We start from the raw sequence: 26511 nt of genomic DNA, 5'->3' as shown, positions 1-26511 counted from the left end.
CCGTGACTCCAGCGACCTCCTCTCCCCGGCCCCGGACGGGGGCCTCCCCCGTGCCCCGCGCCCAGGCGAAGGCCCCCGCCCTCACCCCCCTGGGCCTCGTCACCGTCCTGCTCGGTGCCGCCCTGCCCATGATCGACTTCTTCGTCGTCAACGTCGCGCTGTCCGACATCGAGTCCGACCTGAACGCCCCCGCCGCGACCCTGGAGATGGTCGTCGCGGGCTACGCCGTCGCGTACGCGGTGCTGCTCGTCCTCGGCGGGCGGCTCGGCGACAGCTACGGGCGGCGCGGCTTGTTCCTGTGGGGCGTCGTGGCCTTCGGCGTCACCTCGCTGGCGTGCGGGCTCGCGCCGACCGCCTGGTGGCTGGTGGCGGCGCGGGTGGCGCAGGGCGCGGCGTCGGCGCTGATGCTGCCGCAGGTGCTCGCCACGATCCACGCGACGACGAGCGGGGAGCGCCGGGCCCGCGCGGTGTCGCTGTACGGCTCCGTCGGCGGGGTCTCGATGGTGCTCGGGCAGATACTGGGCGGTGTCCTGGTGGCGGCCGATCTTGCGGGCACCGGCTGGCGCATGGTGTTCCTGATCAACGTGCCGGTGGCCGCGCTCGCCCTGGTGCTCGCGGTGCGCTCGGTGCCGGACAGCCGCGCGGAGCGCCCGGCGCGCGGGGACGTCGGCGGCACGGTCCTGCTCGCCCTGGCCCTGACCGCGTTCCTGCTGCCCCTCACCGAGGGCCGGGCCGCGGGCTGGCCGCTGTGGTCGATCGTGACGCTGGTCGCGGCGCCGTTGCTGATCCGGGCGTTCGCGGTCGTGGAGCGCCGCGCGGAGGACAGCGGCGGCAGTCCGCTCCTGCCGCCGTCGCTGATGCGGGAGCCGGGCGTCCGTCGGGGCCTGCTCATCGGTCTGCCGATCTTCATCGGGTTCAGCGGCTGGATGTTCGTGAGCGCGGTGACCCTCCAGGAGGGCCTCGGGTACGGCGCCCTCAAGGCGGGCCTGACCCTGATCCCGATGGGCGTGGCCCAGTTCACCGCGTCCCTGCTCGCGCCCCGCCTGGTGAACCGGCTCGGCAGCCGCGCCCTGACCCTGTGCGCCCTGGTCCACGGCGCGGGCGTCACCGTGCTCGCCCTGACCGTCCTGTGGGCGCCCTGGTCCGCGCTCACCCCGCTCGCGCTCGCCCCGGGCCTGGCCCTGTGCGGCTTCGGCCAGGGCGTCCAGCTGCCGCTGTACTTCCGCGTCCTGCTGTCGGCCGTACCCGCCGCGCGGGCGGGCGCGGGCAGCGGCCTCGCGGCGACGGCGCAGCAGTCGTGCCTGGCCGTGGGGGTGGCGACGCTCGGGTCGCTGTTCCTGGCCCTGTACTCCGGGGTGGGCCTGCGGGAGGCGTTCGCGACGGTCCTGGCCGTCCAGCTCGCCGGGCTCCTCGGGCTCGCCGTGCTGAGCCTGCGGCTGCCGCGCGACCTCGGCTGACGCCGGGCCTGGGCGGGGCGCGCCGCTCCGGGGCCGGGGTCCGGCCGGGGCAAGGCGCGCCACCCGGGGATACCGTCGACCGTATGCCCGAGCTGAGTCAGCGGCGCCGGATGCTCGTGCTCGCGATCTGCTGCATGAGCCTGCTGATCGTGAGCCTCGACAACACCGTCCTGAACGTGGCGCTGCCCACCATGCGCCGCGAGTTCGGCGCCGGGGTCTCGGGGATGCAGTGGACGATCGACGCCTACACCCTGGTCCTCGCCTCCCTGTTGATGCTCGCGGGCTCGACCGCCGACCGCGTCGGCCGCCGCAAGGTGTTCCAGGCGGGCCTGCTCGTGTTCACGCTCGGCTCGGTCCTGTGCTCCCTCGCCCCCAACCTGGAGTGCCTGGTGGCGTTCCGCATGGTGCAGGCCGTCGGCGGTTCGATGCTCAACCCCGTCGCCATGTCGATCATCACGAACACGTTCACCGAGCCGCGCGAGCGGGCCCGCGCCATCGGCGTGTGGGGCGGTGTCGTCGGCATCTCGATGGCGGCGGGCCCGCTGGTCGGCGGGCTTCTCGTGGACTCGGTGGGGTGGCGGGCGATCTTCTGGGTCAATCTGCCCGTGGGCCTCGCGGCGCTCTTCCTCACCGCCCGCTACGTCCCCGAGTCCCGCGCCCCGAAGCCCCGCCGCCCCGACCCCGTCGGGCAGCTCCTGGTCATCGGCGTGCTCGGCGCCCTGACGTACGCGATCATCGAGGCGCCCACGGCGGGCTGGACCTCGCCGCTGATCATGACGTTCGCCGCCATCGCGGCGACCGCGTTCGCGGGTCTGCTCCTGTACGAGCCCCGCCGCGCGGAACCCCTCATCGACCTGCGCTTCTTCCGCTCGGCGCCGTTCAGCGGCGCCACCGTGATCGCGATCGCGGCGTTCGCGGCCCTCGGCGGCTTCCTGTTCCTCGCCACCCTCTACCTCCAGGACGTACGCGGGCTCGACGCGCTGCACGCCGGTCTGTGGATGCTGCCGATGGCGGCCATGACGCTGGTGTGCGCGCCGCTGTCGGGGCGTCTCGTCGGGGCCCGGGGGCCGCGTCCCTCGCTCCTGATCGCGGGGGTGGCGATGACGGCGTCCGGGGTGCTCTTCGCGGCCTTCGAGGCGGAGACCGCGGTCCCGAGCCGGATCCTCGCGTACGTCCTGTTCGGCCTCGGCTTCGGCTTCGTGAACGCGCCCATCACCAACACGGCGGTCGCGGGGATGCCCCGCGACCGGGCGGGCGTGGCCGCCGCCGTCGCCTCCACCAGCCGCCAGATCGGCCAGACCCTCGGCATCGCGGTGATCGGCGCGGTCCTGGCCTCCGGGGTCGCGGCGGCGCACACGGATTCGTACGCGGCCGACTTCACCGAGGCGAGCCGCCCCGCGTGGTGGATCATCGCGGGCTGCGGTGGCGCGGTCCTGGCCGTCGGGGCCCTGACCAGTGGGGCGTGGGCGCGGAAGACCGCGCGGCGGACGGCGGAGCGGCTCACCTCGACTGACAAGTTACAGATGACAGATAACAAAACTTGAAATCTGTCATCGAAGGGTGCATGGTGGAACCACGCCCCCGCCACGGGAGCGCGCCCGCCCCCCGGCAGGGGCATCCCGTGGCCGGGCACCCCCTCGTCCACCCAAGGCTCTGGAGCCCTCATGCGCACCCTGAAGCTCGGCACCACCGGCCCCACCACCTCCGCCCTCGGCCTCGGCTGCATGGGCATGTCCGCGCTGTACGGCGAGGCCGACCGCGCGGAGTCCATCGCGACGATCCACGCCGCCCTCGAAGCGGGCGTCACGCTCCTCGACACCGGCGACTTCTACGCGATGGGCCACAACGAACTCCTCATCGGCGAGGCCCTGCGCACCGCCCCCGCCGCCCACCGCGAACAGGCCCTGACCAGCGTGAAGTTCGGCGCCCTCCGCGACCCGGACGGCGGCTGGTCCGGCTACGACGGCCGCCCGGCGGCGGTGCGGAACTTCGCCGCGTACTCGCTGCAGCGCCTCGGCGTCGACCACATCGACGTCTACCGCATCGCCCGCCTCGACCCGGACGTCCCCGTCGAGGAGACCGTCGGCGCGATCGCCGAGCTGGTCGAGAAGGGCCATGTGCGCCACATCGGCCTCTCCGAGGTCGGCGCCGAGTCCCTGCGCCGCGCCGCCGCCGTCGCCCCCATCTCGGACCTGCAGATCGAGTACTCCCTGATCTCCCGCGGCATCGAGGCCGAGATCCTGCCCACGGCCGCCGAGCTCGGCATCGGCGTCACCGCGTACGGCGTGCTGTCCCGCGGCCTGATCTCCGGGCACTTCGAGCGCGACCGGCAGCTCGCCGCGAACGACTTCCGCGGCATGAGCCCCCGCTTCCAGGGCGACAACCTGCAGCGCAACCTCGACCTCGTCGACGCCCTGCGCAAGGTCGCCGAGGGCAAGGGCGTGAGCGTCGCGCAGACCGCGATCGCCTGGGTCCTCGCCCAGGGCCCGAAGTCCGGCGCCGCGATCGTGCCGCTGGTCGGCGCCCGCCGCCGGGACCGGCTCACCGAGGCGCTCGGCGCCCTGGACGTCACGCTCGACGACGCCGACCTCGCCGCGATCGAGCAGGCCGTCCCCGCCGACGCCGTCGCGGGCGCCCGCTACCCCGAGGCGCAGATGGCACACCTGGACAGCGAGCACTGACATGGCCGGACACCGGCGCCGTCAGCCCTGCCGGCGCCGTCGGCGCTGTCGGGCCCGTCGGCGCTGTCAGGTCCGCCGGTCGCGCCAGGTACCTTCTTGACCATGGCTACGACCGAGACCCTGACCGCCGAGCGCGTCCTCGCCGCGACCGAGGAGGTGCTGCGCCGGCACGGCGCCGCCAAGGCGACCGTGGTGGACGTGGCCCGTGTGCTCGGCGTCAGCCACGCCAGCGTGTACCGCCACTTCCGCACGAAGGCCGCGCTGCGCGAGGCGGTCACCAAGCGATGGCTGGACCGGACGTCCGACGCCCTGTCCGGCGTGGTCGACGCGGACGGGCCCGCCGAGGACCGGCTGCGGCGCTGGCTCGCCGGGCTCTTCGAGGCCAAGCAGCACAAGGCGGGCGACGACCCCGAGCTGTTCGGGACGTACACGGTCCTGGTCGGCGAGGCCAGCGAGGTCGTCGACGAGCACATCGCGGACCTCACCGGACAGCTCGCCGCGATCGTCCGACAGGGCGTCGAGGGCGGCGAGTTCACCCCGTCCGACCCCGAGGTCACAGCCCGCGCCCTGTTCGAGGCCACCGCCAGGTACCACGACCCGGCGTACGCGCCCGACTGGTCCCGCGCGGACGCCGAGGAGGCCTTCCAGGCCCTGCTCGACCTGCTCGTCCGGGGCCTGCGGCCCTGACGGACACCCGAAAGGGCGCCCGATTCCACCGTTCCGCTGACTCGCCCCCGCCCCTCCTGGTTCCCTGAACCCCGGCACACCCGTGGGACATCAGGAGGCTGAAGTGGCGTCAGGGGCAAGCGAGTTGGCGGCGCGAGGGGCGATCGAGGCCGACTACGTCGTCATCGGCGCCGGGTCGGCGGGATGCGTGCTCGCCGCGCGGCTCAGCGAGGACGCGGACACCAGCGTGCTGCTCCTCGAAGCGGGCCCCGGCGAGACGAAGGCGGACCTCGCGACGCCCTCGGCATGGCCGTCGCTGTTCGGCTCGGACGTGGACCACGGCTACACCTCGGTGCCGCAGGCCGGGCTCGGCCGGATCGCGCCGCCCTGTCCGCGCGGCCGCGCCCTCGGCGGTTGCAGCGCGATCAACGCCATGGTGTTCCTGCGCGGCCACCGCGCCGACTACGACGCGTGGGCGGCGGCGGGCTGCGACGGCTGGGGGTTCGACGACCTGCTGCCGTACTTCCGGCGGATGGAGTCGGTGCCCGGCGGTGGCGGCGCGGGCGCCGAACTCCGGGGCGACCGCGGCCCGTTGCGGCCCGCCCCCGCCTCGGACGCCGACGTCCACCCGCTCTCGCGCACCTTCGTCGACGCGGCCGTGGCCGCGGGTCACCCCCGCACCGACGACTTCAACGGGGCCCGCCAGGAAGGCGCGGGCCTGCACGACCTGACGGTCGCCGACGGGGTCCGGCAGAGCGCGGCCGACGCCTATCTGCACCCCGTCACCGCGCACCGCCCGCACCTGACGGTGTCCACGGACTCCCGCGCCCACCGGCTCCTGTTCGACGGCGACCGGTGCACCGGCGTGGAGTTCACCCGCGCCGGCCGGACGGTACGGGCGTACGCGCGCGCCGAAGTGATCGTCAGCGCGGGCGCGGTCGACTCGCCCCGGCTCCTCATGCTGTCCGGCGTCGGCCCCGCCGACGAGCTGCGCCGGGCCGGGGTCGCCGTGCGCCACGACCTGCCGGGGGTGGGCCGCAACCTCCAGGACCATCCGCTGTGCGGGCTCGTGTACGAGGCGCGGCGGCCGGTGCCCGCGGGCTCCCTGAACCTCTCGGAGGCGTCCCTCTCGTGGCGCGGCGACCCGTCCCTGCCGGGCCCCGACATGCAGCTGATGTTCATCCACGTGCCGTACCACCCGCCCACGATGGCGGCGCCGGAGAACGGCTTCACCCTCGGCGTGGCCACGGTTCCGCGCGCCCGGGGCTCGGTGCGGCTCGCCGACGCCGACCCGGGGACGGCGCCGCTGATCGACCCGGGGTACCTCGGCGACGAGTCGGACGTGCGGCGGATGCTGCACGGGCTAGAGGTGGCGCGGGAGACCGTGGCCGCGGGCCCGTTCGCCGAGTGGGGGGCGCGTGAGGTGCTGCCGGGCGCCGGGGTGCGGGACGCGGCGGGGCTGCGGGCGTTCCTCTCGGCGGCCACCGGTCCTTACTTCCACCTGGCGGGGACCTGCGCGATGGGGGTGGGGCCGGAGGCGGTCGTGGGGCCTGACCTTCGCGTGCGGGGGGTCACGGGGCTCAGGGTGGCGGACGCGTCGGTGATGCCGAGCATCGTGTCGGTCAACACGAACGCCGCCGCCCTGGTCATCGGGGAGAAGGCGGCCGACCTCGTCCGCGGCGCCGGATAGGGTTCCCCGCGCCCCTCACGGGGCCGACCCCGACGGATCCACCGTCGCCTGATGTTCCTGGGCCAGGTGTTCCTCCGCCTTGAGCCACGGCAGGAACTGCGCCTTGCGGGTCCAGCCGCAGGTGTCGCAGGTCAACTGCCGCTGCACGCCCACCCTTTGCACGTGGACGACGTGCTCACGCCCGTGCTGGTCCCATCTGGTGACCTTGCTCGTGGTCGTCGAAGGCATGGCGCCCAGTGTGCAGCAAGGCCCCCGGTTCCGTGGCCGGAACCGGGGGCCTCGACGCCAAGAAAGGGTGAACGTCAGCAGCCGACGAGGCGCGTCGCCAGGTAGCCCTCGATCTGGTCGAGGGAGACCCGCTCCTGCTTCATGGTGTCGCGCTCGCGCACCGTCACCGCGTTGTCCTCAAGGGTGTCGAAGTCGACCGTCACGCAGTACGGCGTGCCGATCTCGTCCTGGCGGCGGTAGCGGCGGCCGATGGCGCCCGCGTCGTCGAACTCGATGTTCCAGTTCTGCCGGAGCGCCGCCGCGAGACCCTTGGCCTTCGGGGACAGCTCGGGGTTGCGGGACAGCGGCAGGACGGCGACCTTCACCGGGGCGATGCGGTGGTCGAAGCGCATGACGGTGCGCTTCTCCAGCTTGCCCTTGGCGTTGGGGGCCTCGTCCTCGACGTAGGAGTCGAGGAGGAAGGCCAGCATCGTGCGGCCGACACCGGCGGCGGGCTCGATGACGTACGGAGTCCAGCGCTCGCCGGCCTCCTGGTCGAAGTAGGAGAGGTCCTGGCCGGAGGCCTTGGAGTGCGCCGACAGGTCGTAGTCGGTGCGGTTGGCGACGCCCTCCAGCTCACCCCACTCGGAGCCGCCGAACTGGAAGCGGTACTCGATGTCGGCGGTGCGCTTGGAGTAGTGGGAGAGCTTCTCCTTCGGGTGCTCGTACCACCGCATGTTCTCCTCGCGCAGGCCCAGGCCGGTGTACCAGTTCCAGCGCTGCTCCATCCAGTACTCCTGCCACTTCTCGTCCTCGCCCGGCTTGACGAAGAACTCCATCTCCATCTGCTCGAACTCGCGGGTGCGGAAGATGAAGTTGCCGGGCGTGATCTCGTTGCGGAAGGACTTGCCCATCTGGGCGATGCCGAACGGGGGCTTGCGCCGGGAGGTGGTCTGCACCTGGGCGAAGTTGGTGAAGATGCCCTGGGCGGTCTCGGGGCGCAGGTAGGCGACGGAGCCGCTGTCCTGGGTGGGGCCGAGGTGCGTGGAGAGCAGGCCGGAGAACTGCTTGGGCTCGGTGAACTGGCCCTTGGTGCCGCAGTTGGGGCAGTTGATGTCGGCGAGGCTCTCCGGGGCGCGGCCCTTCTTCTCCTCGTACGCCTCCTCCAGGTGGTCGGCGCGGTAGCGCTTGTGACAGGAGGTGCACTCGGTGAGCGGGTCCGTGAAGGTGGCGACGTGGCCGGAGGCCTGCCAGACCTCGGTGGCCAGGATCACGGACGAGTCGATACCGACGACGTCTTCCCGCGAGGTGACCATGTAGCGCCACCACTGGCGCTTGAGGTTCTCCTTCAGCTCCACGCCCAGGGGTCCGTAGTCCCAGGCGGCTCGCTGGCCGCCGTAGATCTCACTGCACGGAAAGACGAAGCCTCGGCGCTTGCTCAGGCTGACGATGGTGTCGATCTTGTCGGCGGCCACGGTGCTCTCTTCATTACGACGACGGCGAAGCCACGCTTCGGGGCTGACGAAGCGCATGCCTCAGGAGCGAATGCTTCAGATTACCGGCGGCCGTACCCCTCGGATCAAATCGGTTGTGCTCACGATGGGTTCCGGCCGCGCGACGCGGGGCACGGCGGCGGCGGGTGGGCCATACACCCATCGCTCAGCGCGAGCGTTTGCGTACACATCGACACTTTGTTGACAACCGTTTCCAAGTTTGTTGAAAATGACTGTCATGAACGTACGACGACGCCTCATACCCACCGCCGCCCTCGCGACCGCCACGGTCCTGGGCGTCACCGCCCTGTCCGGCTGCTCCGCCGACGCGGCGGACAAGAACAACGAGGGCAAGCTGGACGTGGTGGCGTCGTTCTACCCGATGGAGTTCCTGGCCAAGGAGATCGGTGGCGACGACGTCGAGGTCACGACGCTCACCGAGCCCGGCCAGGAGCCGCACGACCTGGAGATCAGCGCCAAGCAGACGGCACAGCTGGAGAACGCGGACGCCGCGCTCTACCTGAAGGGGCTGCAGCCCTCCGTGGACGAGGCCATCGGCCAGTCCGGCATCAAGACCAAGATCGACACCGCCTCGCTGACCAGCCTGGAGAAGCACGGCACCGAGGTCGGCGGGTCCACCGACAAGCACGCGGAGCACGACGAGCACGGCAAGGACGACGAGCACGACGAGCACGGCTCCGAGGAGGAGCACGGCCACGAGGGCCACACCCACGAGACCCCGGGCGGCAAGGACCCCCACATCTGGCTGGACCCGGTGCGCTACGCCGAGGTCGCCGAGGGCGTCGGCAAGGCCTTCGCGAAGGCCGACCCGGACCACAGGGCCACGTACGAGAAGAACACCGCCGCCCTGGTGAAGCGGCTCAAGGGCCTGGACACGGACTTCAAGAACGGCCTGAAGAACACCGACACCAAGGTCTTCATCACCACCCACGCGGCCTTCGGCTACCTCGCCGAGCGCTACGGCCTCACCGAGGAGGCCATCTCCGGCCTCGACCCCGAGGGCGAGCCGAGCGCGAACCGCGTCAAGGACCTCCAGGAGATGGCGAAGGCCGACGGCGTCACGACCGTGTTCTACGAGACGCTGGTCAGCGACAAGACGGCGAAGACCCTCGCGAAGGACACGAAGCTCAAGACGGACGTGCTCGACCCGATCGAGGGCATCACGAAGAAGTCCAGGGGCGACGACTACATCGAGGTGATGCGGTCCAATCTCGCCGCCCTCCAGAAGTCGCTCGGCGCCAAGTGACCCCCATCACAAGCCCGTCACCGTCACGGAAGGCATCCGCCATGGCCGACTCCAAGAGCGAGCCCGTCATATCCCTGCGCGCGGTGACGGCGGAGCTGGGCGGCCGCCCGGTGCTCCGCGGCATCGACCTCGCCGTGGCGCGCGGCGAGGTGGTCGCGCTGCTCGGCGCGAACGGCTCCGGCAAGTCCACGGCCGTGCGCACCGTCATCGGGCAGGTCCCGGTCACCGGCGGCGCGGTGGAGATCTTCGGTACGCCGCGGCGGCGCTTCCGGGACTGGGCGCGGGTGGGCTACGTCCCGCAGCGCACCACGGCCGCGGGCGGCGTCCCCGCGACGGTCGCCGAGGTCGTCACGTCCGGGCGGCTCTCGCGGGCCCGCTTCGGCGTCCTGCGCAAGGCCGACCGGGAGGCCGTGGCGCACGCCCTGGAGCAGGTCGGCATGGCGGACCGCGCCAAGGACTCCGTGAGCGCCCTGTCCGGCGGCCAGCACCAGCGGGTCCTGATCGCCCGCGCCCTGGTCTCCGAACCCGAGCTGCTGATCATGGACGAGCCGATGGCGGGCGTCGACCTGGCCAGCCAGGAGGTCCTCGCGGCCACCCTGCGCCACCAGGTCGCGCAGGGCACGTCGGTCCTGCTCGTGCTGCACGAGCTGGGCCCCCTGGAGCCGCTGATCGACCGCGCGGTGGTCCTGCGCGACGGCTGCGTGCTGCACGACGGCCCGCCGCCCAAGGCCGTCGGCCAGCACGCGCTGCCCGGCCACGACCACGTCCACCCGCACGACGCCGACGCGGCCCCGGTCCGCACCGGCCTGCTCACCTGAGGACCCGGCGATGGAATTCCTGAACTACGAGTTCATGCAGCGGGCGCTGCTCGCCGCCGCCCTCGTCGGCGTCACGGCGCCCGCGGTCGGCATCTATCTGGTGCAGCGCCGCCAGGCCCTCATGGGTGACGGAATCGGCCATGTCGCGATGACGGGCGTCGGCCTCGGCTTCCTGCTCTCCACCTCCCCGGTGTGGATGGCGACGGCGGTCGCGGTGGTCGGAGCTGTCGCGATGGAGCTGATCCGCTGGTACGGCAAGACGCGCGGCGACATCGCCCTCGCGATGCTGTTCTACGGCGGCATGGCGGGCGGCGTGATGCTGATCAACCTCGCGCCGGGCGGCTCGAACGCCAACCTGAGCTCCTACCTCTTCGGCTCCCTTTCGACGGTCTCCGAGGAGGACGTGACGGCGATCTGTCTGCTCGCCGCGTTCGTGGTCCTCGTCACGGTCGGGCTGCGCCGCCAGTTGTTCGCGGTGAGCCAGGACGAGGAGTTCGCGCGTGTGACGGGCCTGCCGGTGCGGGCCCTGAACCTCCTCACGGCCGTGACGGCGGCGGTCACGGTCACCGTCGCCATGCGGGTCGTGGGCCTGCTGCTCGTCTCGGCGCTCATGGTGGTGCCGGTCGCGGCGGCGCAGCAGCTCACCCGGAGCTTCGCGGCGACGTTCGCGATCGCGGTGGCCATCGGGGTCTCCGTGACGCTCGGCGGCACGGTCACGTCGTACTACCAGGACGTGCCGCCCGGAGCGACGATCGTGCTCCTGACGATCGGCGTGTTCATCGTGCTCACGCTGCTCGCGACGCCCCTCGCGCGCAGGCGGGCACGGGCCTCGGCGGCGCGCGAGGCGGCGTGCACGGCGGACGTGCCGGGCGCGCGCGGCACGTCCGACGAGGTCACTGTCTGAGATCACTCTGGTCACCGTCCGGCAGCGACCTGGCACAATGGCCGGGCGAGAGACGACGCACCACGAGAGTGCGGACCAGTGCTGGCGAGTGCTAGGAGGCACCTGTGACGACCGCTGCGGGACCCCCCGTACGAGGCCGGTCCACCCGGCAGCGCGCCGCTGTGGCGGCCGCGCTCGACGAGGTGGACGAGTTCCGCAGTGCGCAGGAGCTCCACGACATGCTCAAGCACCGCGGTGACTCCGTGGGTCTGACGACGGTCTACCGCACGCTCCAGTCCCTCGCCGACGCCGGCGAGGTCGACGTGCTGCGCACCAACGAGGGCGAGTCGGTCTACCGCCGCTGCTCGACCGGCGAGCACCACCACCACCTGGTCTGCCGCGTCTGCGGCAAGGCCGTGGAGGTCGAGGGCCCCGCCGTGGAGAAGTGGGCGGAGACGATCGCCGCGGAGCACGGGTACGTGAACGTGGCGCACACGGTGGAGGTCTTCGGCACGTGCGCGGACTGCTCGGCGCAGGCCTGAACAGCACGCCCGTGGCGGGCCCGCACTCCCCACCCACCCGCCCTTTCAGGTGGTGGGGGGCACTTCGTGCCCCCCACACCCCCTGATCAACTGTTGGCGATCTGCTCCTCGTTCGGGATGGCGCCGCCGAAGCGGCGGTCCCGGGAGGCGTACTCCAGGCAGGCGCGCCACAGGTCGCGGCGGTCGAAGTCGGGCCACAGGACGTCCTGGAAGACCATCTCGGCGTAGCTGGACTGCCAGATCAGGTAGTTGGACGTGCGCTGCTCGCCGCTGGGGCGCAGGAACAGGTCCACGTCCGGCATGTCCGGGTAGTACATGTACTTGGCGAAGGTCTTCTCATTCACCTTCGCCGGGTCGAGCCTGCCCGCCGCCACGTCGCGTGCGATGGCCTGCGCGGCGTCGGCGATCTCGGCGCGGCCGCCGTAGTTGACGCAGAAGTACAGCGTCATGGCGTCGTTCTTGACGGTCTGCTCCTGGGCGACCTGGAGCTCCTGGACGACGGACTTCCACATCTTGGGCATGCGGCCCACCCAGCGGATCCGGATGCCCAGCTCGTCCATCTCGTCCCGGCGGCGCCGGATGACGTCGCGGTTGAAGTTCATGAGGAAGCGGACCTCCTCCGGGGAGCGCTTCCAGTTCTCGGTGGAGAAGGCGTACAGGGAGAGGTTCTTGACGCCCATCTCCAGGCAGCCCTTGAGGACGTCGAGGACGACGCCCTCGCCGACCTTGTGCCCCTCGGTGCGCGGCAGACCGCGGTCCTTGGCCCACCGGCCGTTGCCGTCCATGACGACGGCGACGTGCTTGGGGACCAGCTCGCCGGGGATCTTCGGCGGCCGCGCGCCGGACGGGTGCGGCTCCGGCACCTTGTACTCGCGGCGGCTCCGTCCGAGGATTCCGCGTCGTGCGACTGCCATGAGGGACTCTCACTCCTAGCTGAGCTTGCTTGGTCAGTTCTTCTCTACGTACCGCAGCGAGCGCAGGCCGCGCTCCATGTGCCAGTGCAGGTAGGCCGACACGAGGCCGCTGCCCTCGCGGGCGTGCCGGGCCTCGCAGGAGTCGGCCGTCGCCCAGTCCCCGGTCAGCAGCGCGCCGAGGTGCGTCAGTGTCTCCGCCGACGGCACGACGCTGCCCGGCACCCGGCAGTCGGCGCAAATCGAGCCGCCCGCGGCGACGGAGAAGAAGCGGTTGGGGCCCGGCAGGCCGCACTTCGCGCAGTCGTTGAACGTGGGCGCGTAGCCGTTCACGGCGAGGGAGCGCAGCAGGAACGCGTCGAGGACGAGGTGCGGTTCGTGTTCGCCGCGGGCGAGGGTGCGCAGGCCGCCCACAAGCAGCAGATACTGCTGCACGGCGGGCTCGCCCTCGTGATCGGTGAACCGCTCCGCCGTCTCCAGCATGGCCGTCCCGGCGGTGTACCGGGCGTAGTCCGTGACGATTCCGCTACCGTACGGAGCGATCGTCTCACTCTGTGTGCACAACGGCAGCCCGCGGCCCACCAGTTCGCTGCCCCGCGCGAAGAACTGCACGTCCACGTGCGAGAAGGGCTCCAGGCGCGCCCCGAACTTGGACTTCGTCCGCCGCACCCCGCGGGCCACGGCCCGCACGCGTCCGTGCCCGCGCGTGAGCAGCGTGATGATGCGGTCCGCCTCACCCAGCTTCTGGGTGCGCAGCACCACACCGTCGTCACGGAACAGGCTCATGGGGCCATTCTCGCGTACGGCGCGGGGGCGGTGACCCAGGCCCCGTCGGGCCGCCGTTCGCCGCGTAGACCCGCCTGTGACCCGGTAGCGTACGAGAATCAGTCCCGCAGACCGGAGGCTCCATGAGCGGCCAGCCCGATGGCCCGTACGGCCCGCTGATCCCGATGCCCGAGCTGACGCCCGACGCACTGCGTGCCGCCGTGGCCAAGATCGCGCCCAGTCGGGTTCCCGAACTGACCCGGCGCCTCTTCGAGGCAACGACGAACGCGCAGCAGACCCAGAGCCTCGCCCCCCTGCGCGCGTTCATCCACTACTGGGCCGCCTTCGTGGCCATCCATCGGCACCCGCAGCGCGCCGCCCGATTGCGCGAGCTTGAGCTCTTCATCGACGCTGGCGAAGGCGAGCCCATGGACGCCGTGACAGAGATCCGCCAGATCTGGGAAGCCGCGGAAGTCGAGGCCGGACTTCGGTGAGCGACTGGACCTGGGACTGGAACCCCAGTGAGGAGTTCCTCACCGAAGGGCTGCCCCCCGGCGTGGTGGCCGAGATCGAGCGCTTGGCAACCGAACTCGCCGCCCTTGGGCCGGACAGCGTGCGGGCCGGCAGCCCAGACGACCGCGAGGGTGGGCTGCGCGTATTCAGCCTCCTAGGCGGGCGCGGCTTCATTCAGTTTCTTGCCGTCCCTCGCCACGAGTGCGTCTACGTCTGCCACATCACCTGGACCGGCTGACGGCCGACCCGCAGGGTCAAGGGACCTCGCCCCGGCTGCGGGCGTTCGCGTACGCCGTAGCCGCGCGCAGCCGCTCCGCGCTCGTCGCCGTCCTCAGCACCTCCGGGGCGCAGTCCCACTCCCGGCCGCCCCCGTACGGCCGCAGCTGTACGTACGGCCCCTCGTAGCCCATCACCCGGCCCACCCGGCCCGACCTCGTGTCCACCGCGTACGTGCCGATCGGCAGCCTCATGCCCGCACCGCCCCCCGGCCGTGTCCGGCCGCTTTCGGCGAAGAAATTCCTGTCCGTTCCGGGGCGGCGCGCAATTCTTCCACTGTTTCCTCCGTCTCTTGGAGCCCACCCGCAGAGTGCCGGTGGCCTGCGACGTTAATCGCCGTCACGTGGCTCCCCTTTGCCATCGGATTTCACGCTTCGTGTCTCCACGATGACGCGTTCCGCCTACACTCGGCAGGAGTCTGTGCGCTACAAGTGCGCGGCTGAGGAGGGGAGTTCATCCATGGCCAAAGGTGCTCATGGATCCCGGCAGGCCGCCTGGGAGTTCTTCGGCGCCGAGCTCAAGCGGAGGCGCGAGGAGGCCGCGTTCACGCAGGTCGAGCTGGGTGCGCGGGTCTTCGTGTCGGGTGGCTACATCGGCCAATTCGAACAGGCTATTCGTAAGCCGCAGTTGGATGTGGCCCAGCGGATTGACGAAACCTTACGGACTGATGGCCTTTTCGAGCGAATGTGGCGCAAGCTCATCAAGGACCAGCCGTTTGAGGCCTACTTCGCGCATGTAGCGGAGCTGGAGCGACTGGCGACGAAAATCTGCGAGTTCGAGCCGATGCTGGTTCCCGGGCTGCTGCAGACCCCGGAGTACACCCGGGCTCTGTACGAGGCGAGCCACCCGTTCGCCGAACCGGAGTACATCGAGGAGCAGATCCAGGCACGCATGGACCGCGCCCACATCCTCAAGGACGCCACGCGGCCCGAGTACTGGGTGATCCTGCACGAGGCCGCGCTGCGCGTTCCGGTCGGCGACCCCGCCACCATGGCCTCGCAGCTCGACCGGCTCAGGGAGATGGTCAGCGAGCACAAGGTGCTGATCCAGGTGATCCCCTTCGTGGCGGGAGCGCACACGAGGATGGGCAAGACGATGCGGCTCATGGAGTTCGAGGACGCGCCGCCCGCCGTCTATACAGAAGGCGTGCATTGGGGGAATCTGCTGGACGAACCAGCAGTGGTGAAGCGGGTGCAGGGATCCTACGATCTCCTCAGGGCTGCCGCGTTGCCGCCGGAGGCGTCCCTGATACTGCTCAAGTCGGCGGCGGAGGACCACAGACGATGCGTGAAGCCGACCTGAGCAACGCCCAGTGGCGCAAGAGCACCTACAGCAGCGGCGACGGCGGTGAGAACTGCGTCGAAGTCGCCGCCGGGCTCCCCGGCGTCGTCCCCGTCCGGGACAGCAAAGCCGACCCCGACGGCGGCCCCGTCGCCCTCATAGGCGCCCCCGCCTGGTCCGCGTTCCTCAACGCGATATGCGGCGGCGCCAGTACGCCCAGGTGACCGCCCCCAGCAAGGGCCCCCACAACAGCAGCGGAGCGTAAGTCACGTACAGGGCAGCGGCCTGCCACGGGCCCTGCTTGGTCGGGTAGTCGTCGGCGAGGGGCTCCCCCGTGATCGTGACCCCGGCCGCCTCCGCCACGAACGCGCCCGTCCACAGCACCGTGACGAGCACGGCGCCGATCGCCGCCGGGACGACGGCCGCCATCGTCGGCACCGCGCGCCCCCGCAGGAACGGCACCCAGCGCGGGAACACCTCGCCCCAGCGCGCGACGAGCCCCACCGCCGTGAAGGCGAGCAGCTCGGAGACGAGGGACAGGAACAGCATGTAGGACCATCCCGGCACCCACACCGGGAGGTCACCCCGCTTCCCGTGGCTGCTCTCGTCGAGGAACCATCCGGCGATGCGCCAGACGCCCGAAGGCAGCACGGTCAGCGGTACGGCGAGCGCGGCCAGCCACGCCCACTGGGGGACGCCGTCGGCGCGGGCGTGGGCGGCGGCCCAGCAGGCCCGCAACCGGCCGGTCGGGGGCGGGAGTTCGGTGCGGGTGTCGGTCGTCATGGGACCAGCCTGGCGATCACGCCCCGCTGCCCGGATCGCCCACCGGGACGAAGCCGCTCCGCCGCGCGGCGGACCCCGGGTCAGCCCAGGAGGTCGACGGTGCCGCCGAGGCCGCGCCGCTCCGCCTCCCGGTGGGCGAGCCACGACAAGGCGAGGTCCTGCCAAGGCAGACCCACGGGCGCGTACACGGACAAGGCGCTCGGGTCCAGGCGTCCGGGGTGCTCGCCGCGCAGGACCTCGCCGAGGGTGGCGTCGGCGGCGGACGCCGGGAGCCCTACGGCGGCCAGCGCACCCATGGTGGCGGCGAGTTCACGGTCGTCCACGACGAGGAGGGCGTCCCGCAGGAGGTCGGCGGCCAGCTCCCGCTTGCCGGGTTCGTCGGCGCCGAGGGTGGTGAGGTGCTGGCCGGGGCGGGTGTCCGCGAGGCCGAGGAGGGGGGTGCGGGACCAGGTGGCGAGGAGGACCACGTCGGCGCGGGCGGCGACGTCGGCGGCGGACGCGGACACCTCGCCGTCGTGGCGGGCGGCGAAGTCGGCGGCGCGGCCCGCGTCCGTGTCGTACACAGCAAGGGCACTGAAGCGGCGCAGCGCCCGCAGCCCGCGCACCATCAGCTCGGCCTGCGCGCCCGCGCCGATCACGCCGAGCACGGCGGTGCCCGAGGGGTCGGGGGCGGCGAGGGCGTGCGTGCCGAGGGCGGCGGCGAGGCCCGTGCGCCAGGCGGTGACCGTGGCCGAGTCGAGGAGGGCGAGCAGTTCGCCGTCGGCGCCGCCGTGCAGACAGATCACCCCGCGCAACGCCGGGCGTGCGCCCGGGAACTTGGCGTTGACCTTCACGGTGTACGCGTCCACACCCGGCAGAAGCCCGGGGATCAACGCCGTCGCCGTCCCCGGGAACGGCAGCTCCGTCCGCACACGCTGCCCGGCGACGGACACCTCGTCCGCCGTGCGGAACCCGTCCGCGAGCACGTCGAGACACGCGGCGGGGTCGAGGAGGGCGATGAGGTCGCTGTGGGTCAGCAGGCGGGTCATGCCCCGATCGTGCCACTCCCGCCCCCGCTCCGACCCCGCCCCCTGGGGCAGGGCCCCGAGCCCTGCCCCACCCCCGCGGGGTCGAGGCCGGCGATCCGCTGATGACTCCCCCCGGCGCGGATCGCCGACCGGTCCTGGAGGCCCCGGGCTCCCCCGGTGACCTGGGGCCGGCCCAGCGGACAGGCCCTAGATGTGGGCGGCGTACAGATACCCCCGCGCCCACGTCGCCGTCTTCACCCAGTGCGTCCCCTTGGAGCTCACACACCGCTTGGTGTAGCGCACGTACTTCCCCTTGGGGACCTTCACCTTGATACGGGCATGCTTCGACATCCCCGCCCGGATGGGCGCCTTCCGCTTGGTCTTCCCGGACTTGCTGCCCACGTCCCGGCACCGGAACGCCGGGGCCGCCGCCTCGCCCCCGGCCCCGGGCGCCGACGCCGACGCCGTACGCTGGGGCGCCGACGTCTGGTGGTTGTCCGCGAGTGCCGACCCCGCCGGGACCGTGAGCATCGCCGTGGCGACAGCGCAGACAGCGACTGCTCGCAGCGGCTTCCGTGCGTACCTCATCGACTTCCTTTCGTCTGGTTCCCCCGTGGCTCACCAGTGTTCGCGGGACGGTTGGGCGCACCACTGGGTGAATCATTGGGCGATGCACGGGCAGTTGCTCGTACACGGTGAGGTGACGGTGGCGTGAACGCGCGGCGGAAGGTGTTCTGTTGGGACCGGACGACAGCGGGGCGGCCGCGGGGCCGTTACGGTTCGCGCTGCTCGGGCCCGTGCGGGCCTGGCGGGGCGAGCGGGCCCTTGACCTCGGGGCGCCGCGGCAGCGTTCCGTCGCCGCCGTGCTGCTCCTCGGCAGGGGGCGGCCCGTCGCCCGCGACCAGCTCGTCCGGGCGGTCTGGGGCGAGCCCGCCCCCGCCTACGCGGTCCCGCAGCTGCAGAAGTACGTCTCCGCGCTGCGGCGCACCCTGGAGCCCGAGCGGGGCCCCAGGGCGCCCTCGGGCGTCCTGAACTGGTCCGGCGGCGGATACGTCCTCGACGTCGGCCCGGACGACGTCGACGCGGCCGCCTTCGAGCGCGGGGTCGGCCGGGGCCGCGCCGCGCGGGCCCGCGGGGACGCGGAAGGGGCGGCCGAGGAGCTGCGCGCGGCCCTCGCCCTGTGGCACGGACCGGACGCCCCCGCCCTCTCCGACGTGACGAGCGGCTTCCTGGACACGGAACGCGACCGGCTCGCCGAGCTGCGGGCCACCGCCCTGGAGGAACGCGTCCAGGCCGACCTCGACCTCGGGCGCCACCAGGAGGTCGTACCCGAACTGATGCGCCTGGTCGGCGACTTCCCGCTGCGCGAGCGGTTCGCGGCGCTGCTGATGCTGGCCCTGTACCGGTGCGGGCGGCAGGGCGACGCCCTCGGGGTGTACCGGCGGACGCGGCGCGGGCTGCGCGAGGAGCTGGGGGTGGACCCGGGGGCGGAGGTGCAGGAGCTGCACGGGCGGATCCTGGCGTCCGCGCCGTCGCTGGACCGGCCGGGCGTGACGGGCTCCGCGCACGGGCCGGAAGCGGGGGTGCCGGAAGCGGGGGTGCCGGAAGCGGGGGTGCCGGACGGCGACGGGCCGTCGCCGCCCTCCGCCGCGCGAGCCATCGAGGGACTGCATCAACTTCCCATGGACATACCGGAGTTCACGGGGCGGGAGACCGAACTGCGGGAGCTCGTAGGGGAAACCACCGCCATGGGCACCGGCAGCAGCACCGCCATCGGCACCGGCACCGGCACCGGCACCGGCACCGGCACCGGCGTCATCGTCGCCGTCATCGAAGGCATGGCGGGCGTCGGCAAGACCCGCCTCGCCGTCCGCGCCGCCCACCAGCTCGTCGCCCAGGGCCACTTCACGGACGTCCAGCTGTGGGCCGACCTGAAGGGCTTCTCCCCGGACCGGCCCCCCGCCGACCCCGCCCACGTCCTCGAGGACTTCCTGCGCCTGCTCGGCGTACCGGGCGACCTCGTGCCCGACCAGCTGGAAGCCCGCGCCGCCCTGTACCGCGACCGGCTCGCGAGCCGACGGGCCCTGGTGGTCCTCGACGACGCCGCCGACGAGGAGCAGGTGCGGCCCCTGCTGCCCGGCACCGGATCGTGCCTGCTCCTGATCACCAGCCGCCGTGTCCTCGGCGGGCTCGACGGGGCCCGCACCACCCGCCTCGCCCCCTTCAGCCCGAAGGAGGCCGCCGCGCTCATCGACCGCGTCACGGAGCGGGAGCGGCCCGGGGCAGCCCCACCGGACCGCCGCAGGGCCGGCCCGGGGTCCGACGACGCGCTCCTGCGCATCGCCGAGCTCTGCGGCCACCTGCCGCTCGCCGTGGCGCTTGCGGGACGCCGCCTGCGCGCCCGCCCCTCCTGGTCCCTGGCCGACCTGGCCCGGCGCCTGGAGGCGGACGAGGGCAGGCTGCGCCAACTCGCCGTCGGCAGGCGGACGGTGGACGCCGCCTTCGCGCTGTCGTACGAGTCGCTGCCCGAGCCCCGGCGCCGGGCCTTCCGCCTCCTCGCCCTGCACCCCGGCACCGACTGCACCCCGGAGTCGGCCGCCGCCCTGCTCGGCACGGACCGCGACACGGCCGAGGACCTCCTGGAAGCCCTGCTCGACGAGCACCTGCTGCAGAGCTTCGCGCACGGCCGCTACCGCCACCACGACCTGCTGCGCCTGTACGCGCACGGCCGCACGCACGCCGAGGACGCCGAGGAGGTGCGTACGGCCGCCGTCCTGCGGCTCGTCCACTGGTACTGCGACGCCGCCGAGGACGCGCGGCGCCGGCTCGAACCCTGGCGGACACCGGACCGCGGGCCGCGCTCGGCGTCCGCCCCGGGACCGGCGCCGTCGGCGTCGGCGTCGTCCGCGGCGGCCCTGGAGTGGCTGGAGCGCGAGCGCGCCAACCTGGCGGCCGTGACCGAGGAGACCGCGCGCCTCGGCCGGTACGACTGCACCCGGCGGCTCGCCGCCGCGGCCCACTCCTTCCTCGGCCTGCACGCGTACGGCACCGACAGCCTCGCGGGCCTGCGCCTCGGCCTCGACGCGGCCCGCAGGTCCGGCGACCTCACCCAACAGGCGCGCGCCGTACGGGACATCGGCCTCGTCCACGACGGCCTCGGCCAACACGACGAGGCGGCCGAGCACCAGCTGCGCGCCCTCGCCCTGTCCGAGGAAGCCGGGGACGCGCACGGCGTGGCCGAGGCGCGGAGCGGGCTGGGCCGGGCCCACGCGGCACGCGGGCGGTACAGGGAGAGCGGGGAGCAGCACCGCCTCGCGCTCGCCGTGTTCCGGGAGACGGGCGACCGGCACGGCGAGGCGCGCTCCCTCGCGGGGCTCGGCCTCGCCGACTGGTTCACGCGCGGCACCCACCACCGCAGCGCGGACCGGCACCGGCGCGCGTTCGCGCTGTTCCAGGAGGTCGGGGACGTACGCGGGCACGCTCTTGAGACCAGCAGGCTGGGCATGGCGCACTGGGTCTTCGGCGACTACGAGGAGTGCGCCGCCCACCACCGCCGCGCCCTCGCCCTGTTCGAGGAGGCGGGCGACCGGCGCGGGCAGGCCGTCGCGCGCAGTGGGCTCGCCCTCGCCGCGTGGCATCTGGGGCGGCCGGACGAGGCCGACGCGCACTACCAGCGCGCGCTGGCCGCCTTCCGTGACACCTGCGACCGACAGGGCGAGGCCATGGTGCTGCAGCGGCTCGGGTACGTGCACTGGGTGACGGGCCGGTACGGCCGGGGCGAGGCCGAGCTGCGCGACGCGCTCGCGCTGTGCGCGGGAACCGGCAACCGCAACACCGAGGCGTGGACGCTGACTTCACTCGGCCATCTGTGCCTGCGGCTGCGCCGCGACGACGAGGCGACGGGCCTGCTGCGCGACGGCCTCGCCCTGTCCCGCAGCCTCGGCGACCGGCACTGCGAGTCCAGCGGACTGCTCGGCCTCGCCCTGACCGCCCTGAACCAGGGCGACCCGGCCGCCTGCGAACGCCACGCCCGCGACTCGCTCACCCTCGCCCGGGCGATCGCCAACCCGCACGGGGAGGCCTGGGCGATGATCGGCGTGGGGCTCGCGCTGGCGCACGGGGGTGGGGGCGGCGAGGCCGACGGTCGGTCAGGGGGCGGCGTCGACGACATCGGCGCCGACCGCATCGGCGGCGGTCAGGAGGCGGGTGCGGAGTGGTTCCGGCGGGCCGCCGCCGTCGCCGAGCGCGTCCGTGAACCCCACACCGCGTCCATGGCCCGACACGAGCTGGGCCGCGCCGCCGCGCGCCTGGAACGCTCACCGGAGGCGGAACGGCACTTCCGTGCGGCGCTCGCCCTCCGCCGCCGCATCCAGGACCGGCACGGCGAGGCCGAGACTCGTACGGAACTGGCCGCGCTGCTGAGGGACGCCGGGCGGCCGGACGCCGCTCGCGCGGAGGCGGAAGCCGCGTCGGCGCTGTACGCCGGGATCCCGCTGTACGACCGGGTGCCGCTCGCTCCCTGACACCCCGGCCCGGCTCAGCGGGCGGGCACGGAGTGACCCAGCACCTTCCCCACGTACTCCCCGAGCCGCCCCCGGATCTCCTCCCCCGACATCCCCTCCGCCGTCACCAAGTGCTCGACCAGGTCCGCCCGCACGGCCGCGAGCAGCGCGTGGGAGGCGTAGTCGGCGTCGGGCACCGCCTCCGTCTCCGCGAGGGCGTCCCGCAGGACGCCGTGCCACCAGCCGTAGTGCTCCGCCTCGTACGGGCTGCCGCCGCCCGACTCCTCCAGGGCGAGGGACAGATGGCGGTTGTCGAGCTTGAGGACGAGCAGGGCGTCCAGGAGCGCGGGCACGCGGTCGCGGGCGGGGCCGCCGGGGCCGAGCGGTGGCGGGCCGGAGGTGACGGCGGCGCTCAGGGCCTCGCTGCGGGCGGCGAACACCGCGCGGATCAGGCCGGTGCGGTCGCCGAAGCGGCGGAAGAGGGTGCCCTTGCCGACGCCCGCGGCGGCGGCGACCTGGTCCATGGACACGCCGCGCGGGCTGTCGCTGCGCGCGAACAGCTCGTCGGCGGCGGCCAGTACGGCCTCGCGGTTGCGCGCGGCGTCGGCGCGCGCCTTGCGTTCGGTCATGGGGGCACCGTCATCTCGCACGGCCCTTTCACGCGGGACACCTTTACAAAGCGGACCGGCGGTCCGTATCGTCAAACGGACCGACAGTCCACATCGTAGAGGACGGGACACCAGCATGCCCACCACACCGGCCGCACCCACCACCCCCTCCGACCTGTTCCGCGAGGGCGTCCGCCTGCTCCTCGCCGACGACGTGGCGGGCTGGGTCGACCTGTTCGCCGAGGACGGCGTCGCCGAGTTCCCCTTCGCGCCGGAGGGCTACCCGCGCCGGATCGAGGGCCGGGACGCCATCGGCGCCTACCTGCGTGGCCTCGGCGGCCAGATCGCGTACGAGGACTTCCCGTACGTCGACATCCACGAGACGACCTCCCCGGAGAGGATCGTCGTCGAGATGCGCGCGACAGGCCGTGTCACCACGACGGGCGACCCCTTCGACATGACGTACGTCGCCGTGGTCACCGTCAGGGACGGTCACTTCACGCACTACCGCGACTACTGGAACCCGCTCGGCATCCCCGGCGCCCTCAAGGAGGCCGTCGGTGTCTGATCGACACACCGTCCTGGTGACGGGCGCGACCGGCACCACCGGCAGCCGCGTCACCGCCCGCCTGGCCGCCCTCGGCCACACCGTGCGCGCCGCGAGCCGCTCGGCCCGCGCCCCGCACCCGGGGGCCGACGCGGCCCGCTTCGACTGGTACGACGAGGCGACGCACGCGCCCGCCCTCCACGGCGCCGACCGCGTCTACCTGGTGGCGCCGGTCGGCGACCCCGACCCGGTCGCCGTCGTGCTGCCGTTCCTGCGCAGGGCGCGCGCGGCGGGCGTCACCCGTGCGGTCCTGCTGAGTTCGTCGGCCATCGAGGCGGGCGGCCCCGCCCTCGGTCAGGTGCACCGACTCCTCGCCGAGGAAGGGCTGTTCGAGGAGTGGGCCGCGCTCCGGCCGTCCTGGTTCATGCAGAACTTCACCGGCGACCACCTGCACGCCGAGAGCGTCCGCACCGACGGCGTCCTGACGACCGCCACCGGCACGGGCCGGGTGGCCTTCGTCGACGCCGACGACATCGCCGCGGTGGCCGCGCACGCCCTCACCGCCTCTCCCCCTCCCGAGCACGACCTGGTGATCACCGGACCACAGGCGCTGACGTACGACGAGGTGGCGGCGACGCTCACCGACGTCACGGGGCGGGCGGTGACCCACCACGCCGTGTCGGCCGACGAACTCACCGAACGGCTCACGGAACGCGGCGTCCCCGCCGGGTTCGCCCCCGTCCTCGCCGCCCTGGACGAGGCCATCCGCCACGGGGCCGAGGACCGCGTCACGGACACCGTGGCCCGCCTCACCGGCCGGGCGCCGCGCGCCTTCGCGGACTACTGCCGGGAGGCCTGGTCGCGCTCGACCGTCACCGAACCGTCCCGGTGATCGAGGCGCACCAGGGCCCTCTCCCCCGCCGCCGTCACCCGCGTCCGCACCTGCACGCCCTCCGGGAGCCCCGCCACCACGGGCTCCACCCCGGCCTCCGCCCGCACCCGGTCGAGCAGTTCGCGCATCGTCTCGGCGTCGGGGCGCAGGCCCAGGTACCAGGCGGTGCCCCCGCCGTAGTCGTGCCGGGTGACGGCGGGGCCGCCCCCGTCCTCGTACGCGAGGATCCGCTCGGCACCCTCCAGGCGGATCTCCTCCGCCCAGCCGCCGTCGGGGCGCGGGTCGAACTCCTCGACGGTCAGGCCGAGGACCTCGCGCAGCGGCCCCGGATAGCCGCCGAGGTGCACGCGGTCGTGCTCGTCGGTGATGCCGGAGAAGTACGACACGACGAGCGTGCCGCCGTCGCGCACGTAGGCGGTGAGGCGCGCGGCCGTGTCCGGCGACAGGGAGTACAGGTGCGGCACGAGCAGCAGCCGGTACGCCGCGAGGTCCCCGTCGACCGGCACCACGTCGCACGCCACCGACGCGTCGTACAGCGGCTTGTGGAGGGCGAGCGCCCCGTCCAGGTAGTCCACCTCGCTCGGGTGCGCGTCCGTCTCCAGGGCCCACCAGTTGGGCCAGTCCAGGACGAGCGCCGCGTCCGCCCGCTCCGGCCGTGACCTCAACAGGTCGGGCTGCGCGGCGAGTTCGGCGCCCAGCGCCGTCACCTCGCGGAACGTGCGGGTCTGCGGGCCCGCGTGCGGCACCATCGCCGAGTGGAACTTCTCGGCGCCGCCGCGCGACTGGCGCCACTGGAAGAACAGCACCGCGTCCGCGCCGTGCGCCACGGCCTGCCAGCTGTCCAGGCGCATCCGTCCGGGCGGCTTGCGGCCGTTGTGGGCGCGCCAGTTGACGGCGGAGGGGGCCTGTTCGAGGAGCAGCCAGGGCTGCCCTGCCTTCAGGCCGCGCATCACGTCGTAGCTGAAGGCGGTGCGCTGGGCGGCGTCCGGGTCGTGCGGGTCGGGATAGGAGTCGTACGAGACGACGTCCAGGTGCGGGGCCCAGCGGAAGAGGTCGAGGGTCTTGGCGACGGGGACGAAGTTGGTGGTGACGGGGGTGCGCGGGGTGACGCGGGCGAGGACGTCCTTCTCGGCCAGGTAGCAGGCGAGGAGTTCGTCGGAGGAGAAGCGGAGGAAGTCCGCGCGCTGGGCCGGGTTGCGGAAGGAGGGGGCCGCGCGCGGGGTGTGGATCTCCTCCCAGGTGCTGTAGCGCTGCGACCAGAACGTCGTCGACCAGGCGTCGTTCAGCGCGTCGACCGTCCCGTACCGCTCGCGCAGCCAGGCGCGGAACGCCGCCGTGGAGACCTCGCAGTGGCAGTGCCGCGAGATGTGGCAGCCGTACTCGTTGCCGATGTGCCACAGGGCGAGCGCCGGATGGTCCGCGTACCGGGTGGCGAGGCGTTCCGTCAGGCGCACCGCGTGGCCGCGGAAGACGGGGCTGGAGGGGCACCAGTGCTGGCGGGAGCCGGGGTGCAGGCGGGTGCCGTCCGCCATGACGGGCAGGGTCTCGGGGTGCAGGCGGGCCAGCCAGGGGGGCGGGGACGCCGTCATCGTGGCCAGGCAGACGGCGACGCCCGCGTCCGCGAGGCGGTCCATGTGGGCGTCCAGCCAGGTGAAGTCGTAGGCGCCGGGGGTCGGTTCGGTGGTGGCCCAGCCGAAGATGCCGAGCGTCACCAGGTTCACGCCCGCCGCGCGCATCAGCTCGATGTCCTCGGCGTGCACGTCGGGGCCCCACTGCTCGGGGTTGTAGTCGCCGCCGTACGCGAGGGAGGTCAGCCTGTCGTAGAAGCGGTCCAGGTCGCCGCCGCTATCACTCCTCTCGCTGCCGCCGTCGGTGCCGCCAGTGCCGTCGGGGGTCATCCCACGCCTCTCGATTCCTGTCCCGCCCGCGCCTCGATGCCGCGGAAGTGGTCCGCCATCGCCCGCTGCGCGGCGCCCACGTCACCCGCGCGCAGCGCCGCCACTATGTCGCGGTGCCTGCGTACGGTGACGTCGGGCGCCGGGTCCCGCGACCAGCCGCGCACGCCCGCGACCCGGTGGAAGACGTGCCAGAACGCGCCGAGCAGCTGGGTCACCAGGGTGTTGCCGAGCGGCCTGTACAGCGCCTCGTGGAACTCGCGGTCCAAATCGGGGAAGGCGTCGCCGGCCGCCGCGGCCTCCTCCATCCGCCGCACCAGGTCCTCCAGGCCGCTCAGCTCGGCGTCGGTGAGCACGGTCGCGACCGCACGCACAAGACCTTCCTCCAGGACCGCCCGGACCTGGAGGATCTCGGCGAGCGCGTGCGTGTCGTCGGCGAGCTGGACCAGGGTGCGGAAGGTCAGGCCGTCGGCGAGGGGGGTCAGGGAGGCCTGGCCGACGTAGGTGCCGTAGCCGTGCCTGATCTCCACGATGTCGAGGGCCTGCAGCGCCTTGAGGGCCTCGCGCACGGAGTTGCGGCTGACGCCGAGCTCCTCCATCAGCTCGGCCTCGGTGGGCAGCAGGGCGCCGGGGCGCAGCCGCCGGTCCAGGATCAGCTGCGTCACCTCGCGCTGCACCTGGCCGCTCACACGCCGTTCACCGGACCGCCTTGGGGCGGGCCCGGGCCGTTCACGGATGGGCTCCTGAGGCATGCGCCACATCGTAGGCACGGATGACATCCCACGTCCCACCTCCGGACGAGACTTCTGCGCGCGCCGCGGCCGACC

The 26511-nt window shown here is 73.1% G+C and carries 27 protein-coding genes; 16 read left to right on the top strand and 11 right to left on the bottom strand.

Annotation, left to right across the window (positions count from 1 at the left end; all coding sequences use genetic code 11):
* Positions 1 to 2: 2 nt before the first annotated feature.
* From QUY26_RS26905 to QUY26_RS26885, 5 genes are all read left to right on the top strand, one after another.
* Positions 3 to 1457, top strand: a complete 1455-nt coding sequence (locus QUY26_RS26905; protein WP_436840413.1) for an MFS transporter — start codon at positions 3 to 5, stop codon at positions 1455 to 1457.
* Between the two features lie 83 nt (positions 1458 to 1540).
* Complete coding sequence (locus tag QUY26_RS26900; protein WP_289951012.1) at positions 1541 to 3001, top strand: MFS transporter; 1461 nt, start codon at positions 1541 to 1543, stop codon at positions 2999 to 3001.
* 120 nt (positions 3002 to 3121) lie between these two features.
* Positions 3122 to 4138 carry an aldo/keto reductase gene (locus QUY26_RS26895; protein ID WP_289951010.1) on the top strand — a complete coding sequence of 339 codons (1017 nt, stop codon included), beginning with the start codon at positions 3122 to 3124 and terminating at the stop codon, positions 4136 to 4138.
* Between the two features lie 102 nt (positions 4139 to 4240).
* Positions 4241 to 4825, top strand: a complete 585-nt coding sequence (locus QUY26_RS26890; RefSeq protein WP_289951009.1) for a TetR family transcriptional regulator — start codon at positions 4241 to 4243, stop codon at positions 4823 to 4825.
* A 103-nt stretch (positions 4826 to 4928) separates the two neighbouring features.
* Positions 4929 to 6494: a GMC family oxidoreductase gene (locus tag QUY26_RS26885; protein ID WP_289951007.1), complete on the top strand. Its 1566-nt coding sequence runs from the start codon at positions 4929 to 4931 to the stop codon at positions 6492 to 6494.
* Positions 6495 to 6509: 15 nt separating this feature from the next.
* Here QUY26_RS26885 and QUY26_RS26880 read toward each other — a convergent pair whose 3' ends face one another.
* Together QUY26_RS26880 and QUY26_RS26875 are read right to left on the bottom strand one after the other, a co-directional pair.
* Positions 6510 to 6722 carry a hypothetical protein gene (locus QUY26_RS26880; protein WP_289951005.1) on the bottom strand — a complete coding sequence of 71 codons (213 nt, stop codon included), beginning with the start codon at positions 6720 to 6722 and terminating at the stop codon, positions 6510 to 6512.
* A gap of 74 nt (positions 6723 to 6796) precedes the next feature.
* The gene (locus tag QUY26_RS26875) at positions 6797 to 8176 is read right to left on the bottom strand and encodes a glycine--tRNA ligase (RefSeq protein ID WP_289951003.1); all 1380 of its coding nucleotides are present in this window, start codon (positions 8174 to 8176) and stop codon (positions 6797 to 6799) included.
* Positions 8177 to 8432: 256 nt separating this feature from the next.
* On the opposite strand from QUY26_RS26875, the gene QUY26_RS26870 reads away from it, so the two are divergent.
* The 4 genes from QUY26_RS26870 to QUY26_RS26855 all read left to right on the top strand — a co-directional run bounded on the left by QUY26_RS26870 (position 8433) and on the right by QUY26_RS26855 (position 11704).
* Positions 8433 to 9461 carry a metal ABC transporter substrate-binding protein gene (locus QUY26_RS26870; RefSeq protein WP_289951001.1) on the top strand — a complete coding sequence of 343 codons (1029 nt, stop codon included), beginning with the start codon at positions 8433 to 8435 and terminating at the stop codon, positions 9459 to 9461.
* A gap of 41 nt (positions 9462 to 9502) precedes the next feature.
* Positions 9503 to 10279, top strand: a complete 777-nt coding sequence (locus tag QUY26_RS26865; RefSeq protein ID WP_289950998.1) for a metal ABC transporter ATP-binding protein — start codon at positions 9503 to 9505, stop codon at positions 10277 to 10279.
* A gap of 10 nt (positions 10280 to 10289) precedes the next feature.
* The gene (locus QUY26_RS26860) at positions 10290 to 11183 is read left to right on the top strand and encodes a metal ABC transporter permease (protein ID WP_289950997.1); all 894 of its coding nucleotides are present in this window, start codon (positions 10290 to 10292) and stop codon (positions 11181 to 11183) included.
* A gap of 104 nt (positions 11184 to 11287) precedes the next feature.
* Positions 11288 to 11704 (top strand): Fur family transcriptional regulator, encoded by a 417-nt coding sequence (locus QUY26_RS26855; RefSeq protein WP_087884024.1) that lies wholly within the window; start codon positions 11288 to 11290, stop codon positions 11702 to 11704.
* A gap of 86 nt (positions 11705 to 11790) precedes the next feature.
* On the opposite strand, the gene QUY26_RS26850 is transcribed toward QUY26_RS26855, so the two are convergent.
* Positions 11791 to 12618, bottom strand: a complete 828-nt coding sequence (locus QUY26_RS26850) for an isoprenyl transferase (RefSeq protein WP_087884025.1) — start codon at positions 12616 to 12618, stop codon at positions 11791 to 11793.
* 33 nt (positions 12619 to 12651) lie between these two features.
* Positions 12652 to 13401, bottom strand: a complete 750-nt coding sequence (recO, locus tag QUY26_RS26845) for a DNA repair protein RecO (protein WP_030357672.1) — start codon at positions 13399 to 13401, stop codon at positions 12652 to 12654.
* 122 nt (positions 13402 to 13523) lie between these two features.
* Here recO and QUY26_RS26840 point away from each other — a divergent pair, with 122 nt between their 5' ends.
* Complete coding sequence (locus QUY26_RS26840) at positions 13524 to 13874, top strand: hypothetical protein (protein WP_289950985.1); 351 nt, start codon at positions 13524 to 13526, stop codon at positions 13872 to 13874.
* Positions 13871 to 14131: a hypothetical protein gene (locus tag QUY26_RS26835; RefSeq protein WP_289950984.1), complete on the top strand. Its 261-nt coding sequence runs from the start codon at positions 13871 to 13873 to the stop codon at positions 14129 to 14131. Before QUY26_RS26840 ends, QUY26_RS26835 begins: the two co-directional genes overlap by 4 nt.
* A 16-nt stretch (positions 14132 to 14147) precedes the next feature.
* Here QUY26_RS26835 and QUY26_RS26830 read toward each other — a convergent pair whose 3' ends face one another.
* Positions 14148 to 14363 (bottom strand): hypothetical protein, encoded by a 216-nt coding sequence (locus QUY26_RS26830; RefSeq protein ID WP_125263386.1) that lies wholly within the window; start codon positions 14361 to 14363, stop codon positions 14148 to 14150.
* Between the two features lie 265 nt (positions 14364 to 14628).
* Here QUY26_RS26830 and QUY26_RS26825 point away from each other — a divergent pair, with 265 nt between their 5' ends.
* Together QUY26_RS26825 and QUY26_RS26820 are read left to right on the top strand one after the other, a co-directional pair.
* The gene (locus tag QUY26_RS26825; RefSeq protein ID WP_289950975.1) at positions 14629 to 15471 is read left to right on the top strand and encodes a helix-turn-helix domain-containing protein; all 843 of its coding nucleotides are present in this window, start codon (positions 14629 to 14631) and stop codon (positions 15469 to 15471) included.
* Complete coding sequence (locus tag QUY26_RS26820; RefSeq protein WP_289950973.1) at positions 15453 to 15674, top strand: DUF397 domain-containing protein; 222 nt, start codon at positions 15453 to 15455, stop codon at positions 15672 to 15674. The genes QUY26_RS26825 and QUY26_RS26820 overlap by 19 nt, the downstream gene beginning before the upstream one ends.
* Here the strand turns inward: QUY26_RS26820 and QUY26_RS26815 are convergent.
* From QUY26_RS26815 to QUY26_RS26805, 3 genes are all read right to left on the bottom strand, one after another.
* Positions 15637 to 16233, bottom strand: coding sequence for a hypothetical protein (locus QUY26_RS26815; protein WP_289950969.1), 597 nt, complete (start codon positions 16231 to 16233; stop codon positions 15637 to 15639). The two genes, QUY26_RS26820 and QUY26_RS26815, sit on opposite strands and share 38 nt — an antisense overlap.
* A gap of 80 nt (positions 16234 to 16313) precedes the next feature.
* The gene (locus QUY26_RS26810; RefSeq protein ID WP_289950967.1) at positions 16314 to 17261 is read right to left on the bottom strand and encodes an ornithine cyclodeaminase family protein; all 948 of its coding nucleotides are present in this window, start codon (positions 17259 to 17261) and stop codon (positions 16314 to 16316) included.
* 186 nt (positions 17262 to 17447) lie between these two features.
* Positions 17448 to 17828, bottom strand: a complete 381-nt coding sequence (locus QUY26_RS26805; protein ID WP_289950964.1) for a hypothetical protein — start codon at positions 17826 to 17828, stop codon at positions 17448 to 17450.
* A 149-nt stretch (positions 17829 to 17977) separates the two neighbouring features.
* Here QUY26_RS26805 and QUY26_RS26800 point away from each other — a divergent pair, with 149 nt between their 5' ends.
* Positions 17978 to 21763, top strand: coding sequence for a BTAD domain-containing putative transcriptional regulator (locus QUY26_RS26800; protein WP_289950962.1), 3786 nt, complete (start codon positions 17978 to 17980; stop codon positions 21761 to 21763).
* Positions 21764 to 21777: 14 nt separating this feature from the next.
* Here QUY26_RS26800 and QUY26_RS26795 read toward each other — a convergent pair whose 3' ends face one another.
* Entirely contained in the window at positions 21778 to 22371 is a 594-nt protein-coding gene (locus QUY26_RS26795) for a TetR/AcrR family transcriptional regulator (protein WP_289950960.1), read from the bottom strand.
* Between the two features lie 115 nt (positions 22372 to 22486).
* On the opposite strand from QUY26_RS26795, the gene QUY26_RS26790 reads away from it, so the two are divergent.
* Both QUY26_RS26790 and QUY26_RS26785 read left to right on the top strand, forming a co-directional pair.
* On the top strand, positions 22487 to 22918 hold the full coding sequence (locus QUY26_RS26790) for a nuclear transport factor 2 family protein (RefSeq protein ID WP_289950958.1): 432 nt from the start codon (positions 22487 to 22489) through the stop codon (positions 22916 to 22918).
* A complete protein-coding gene (locus QUY26_RS26785) occupies positions 22911 to 23789 on the top strand; it encodes an NmrA family NAD(P)-binding protein (RefSeq protein ID WP_289950956.1) in 879 nt (292 codons plus the stop codon). Before QUY26_RS26790 ends, QUY26_RS26785 begins: the two co-directional genes overlap by 8 nt.
* Here the strand turns inward: QUY26_RS26785 and QUY26_RS26780 are convergent.
* Together QUY26_RS26780 and QUY26_RS26775 are read right to left on the bottom strand one after the other, a co-directional pair.
* Complete coding sequence (locus QUY26_RS26780; protein WP_289950954.1) at positions 23738 to 25687, bottom strand: beta-galactosidase; 1950 nt, start codon at positions 25685 to 25687, stop codon at positions 23738 to 23740. The genes QUY26_RS26785 and QUY26_RS26780 overlap by 52 nt on opposite strands.
* Positions 25684 to 26445, bottom strand: coding sequence for a FadR/GntR family transcriptional regulator (locus QUY26_RS26775; protein WP_289956077.1), 762 nt, complete (start codon positions 26443 to 26445; stop codon positions 25684 to 25686). The genes QUY26_RS26780 and QUY26_RS26775 overlap by 4 nt, the downstream gene beginning before the upstream one ends.
* Between the last annotated feature and the right edge of the window lie 66 nt (positions 26446 to 26511).

Origin of the sequence: Streptomyces flavofungini (assembly GCF_030388665.1) — a bacterium.
GTDB lineage: Bacteria > Actinomycetota > Actinomycetes > Streptomycetales > Streptomycetaceae > Streptomyces > Streptomyces flavofungini_A.
The sequence above is the reverse complement of the archived record's forward strand: the minus strand, read 5'-3'. Positions and strand labels throughout refer to the sequence as shown.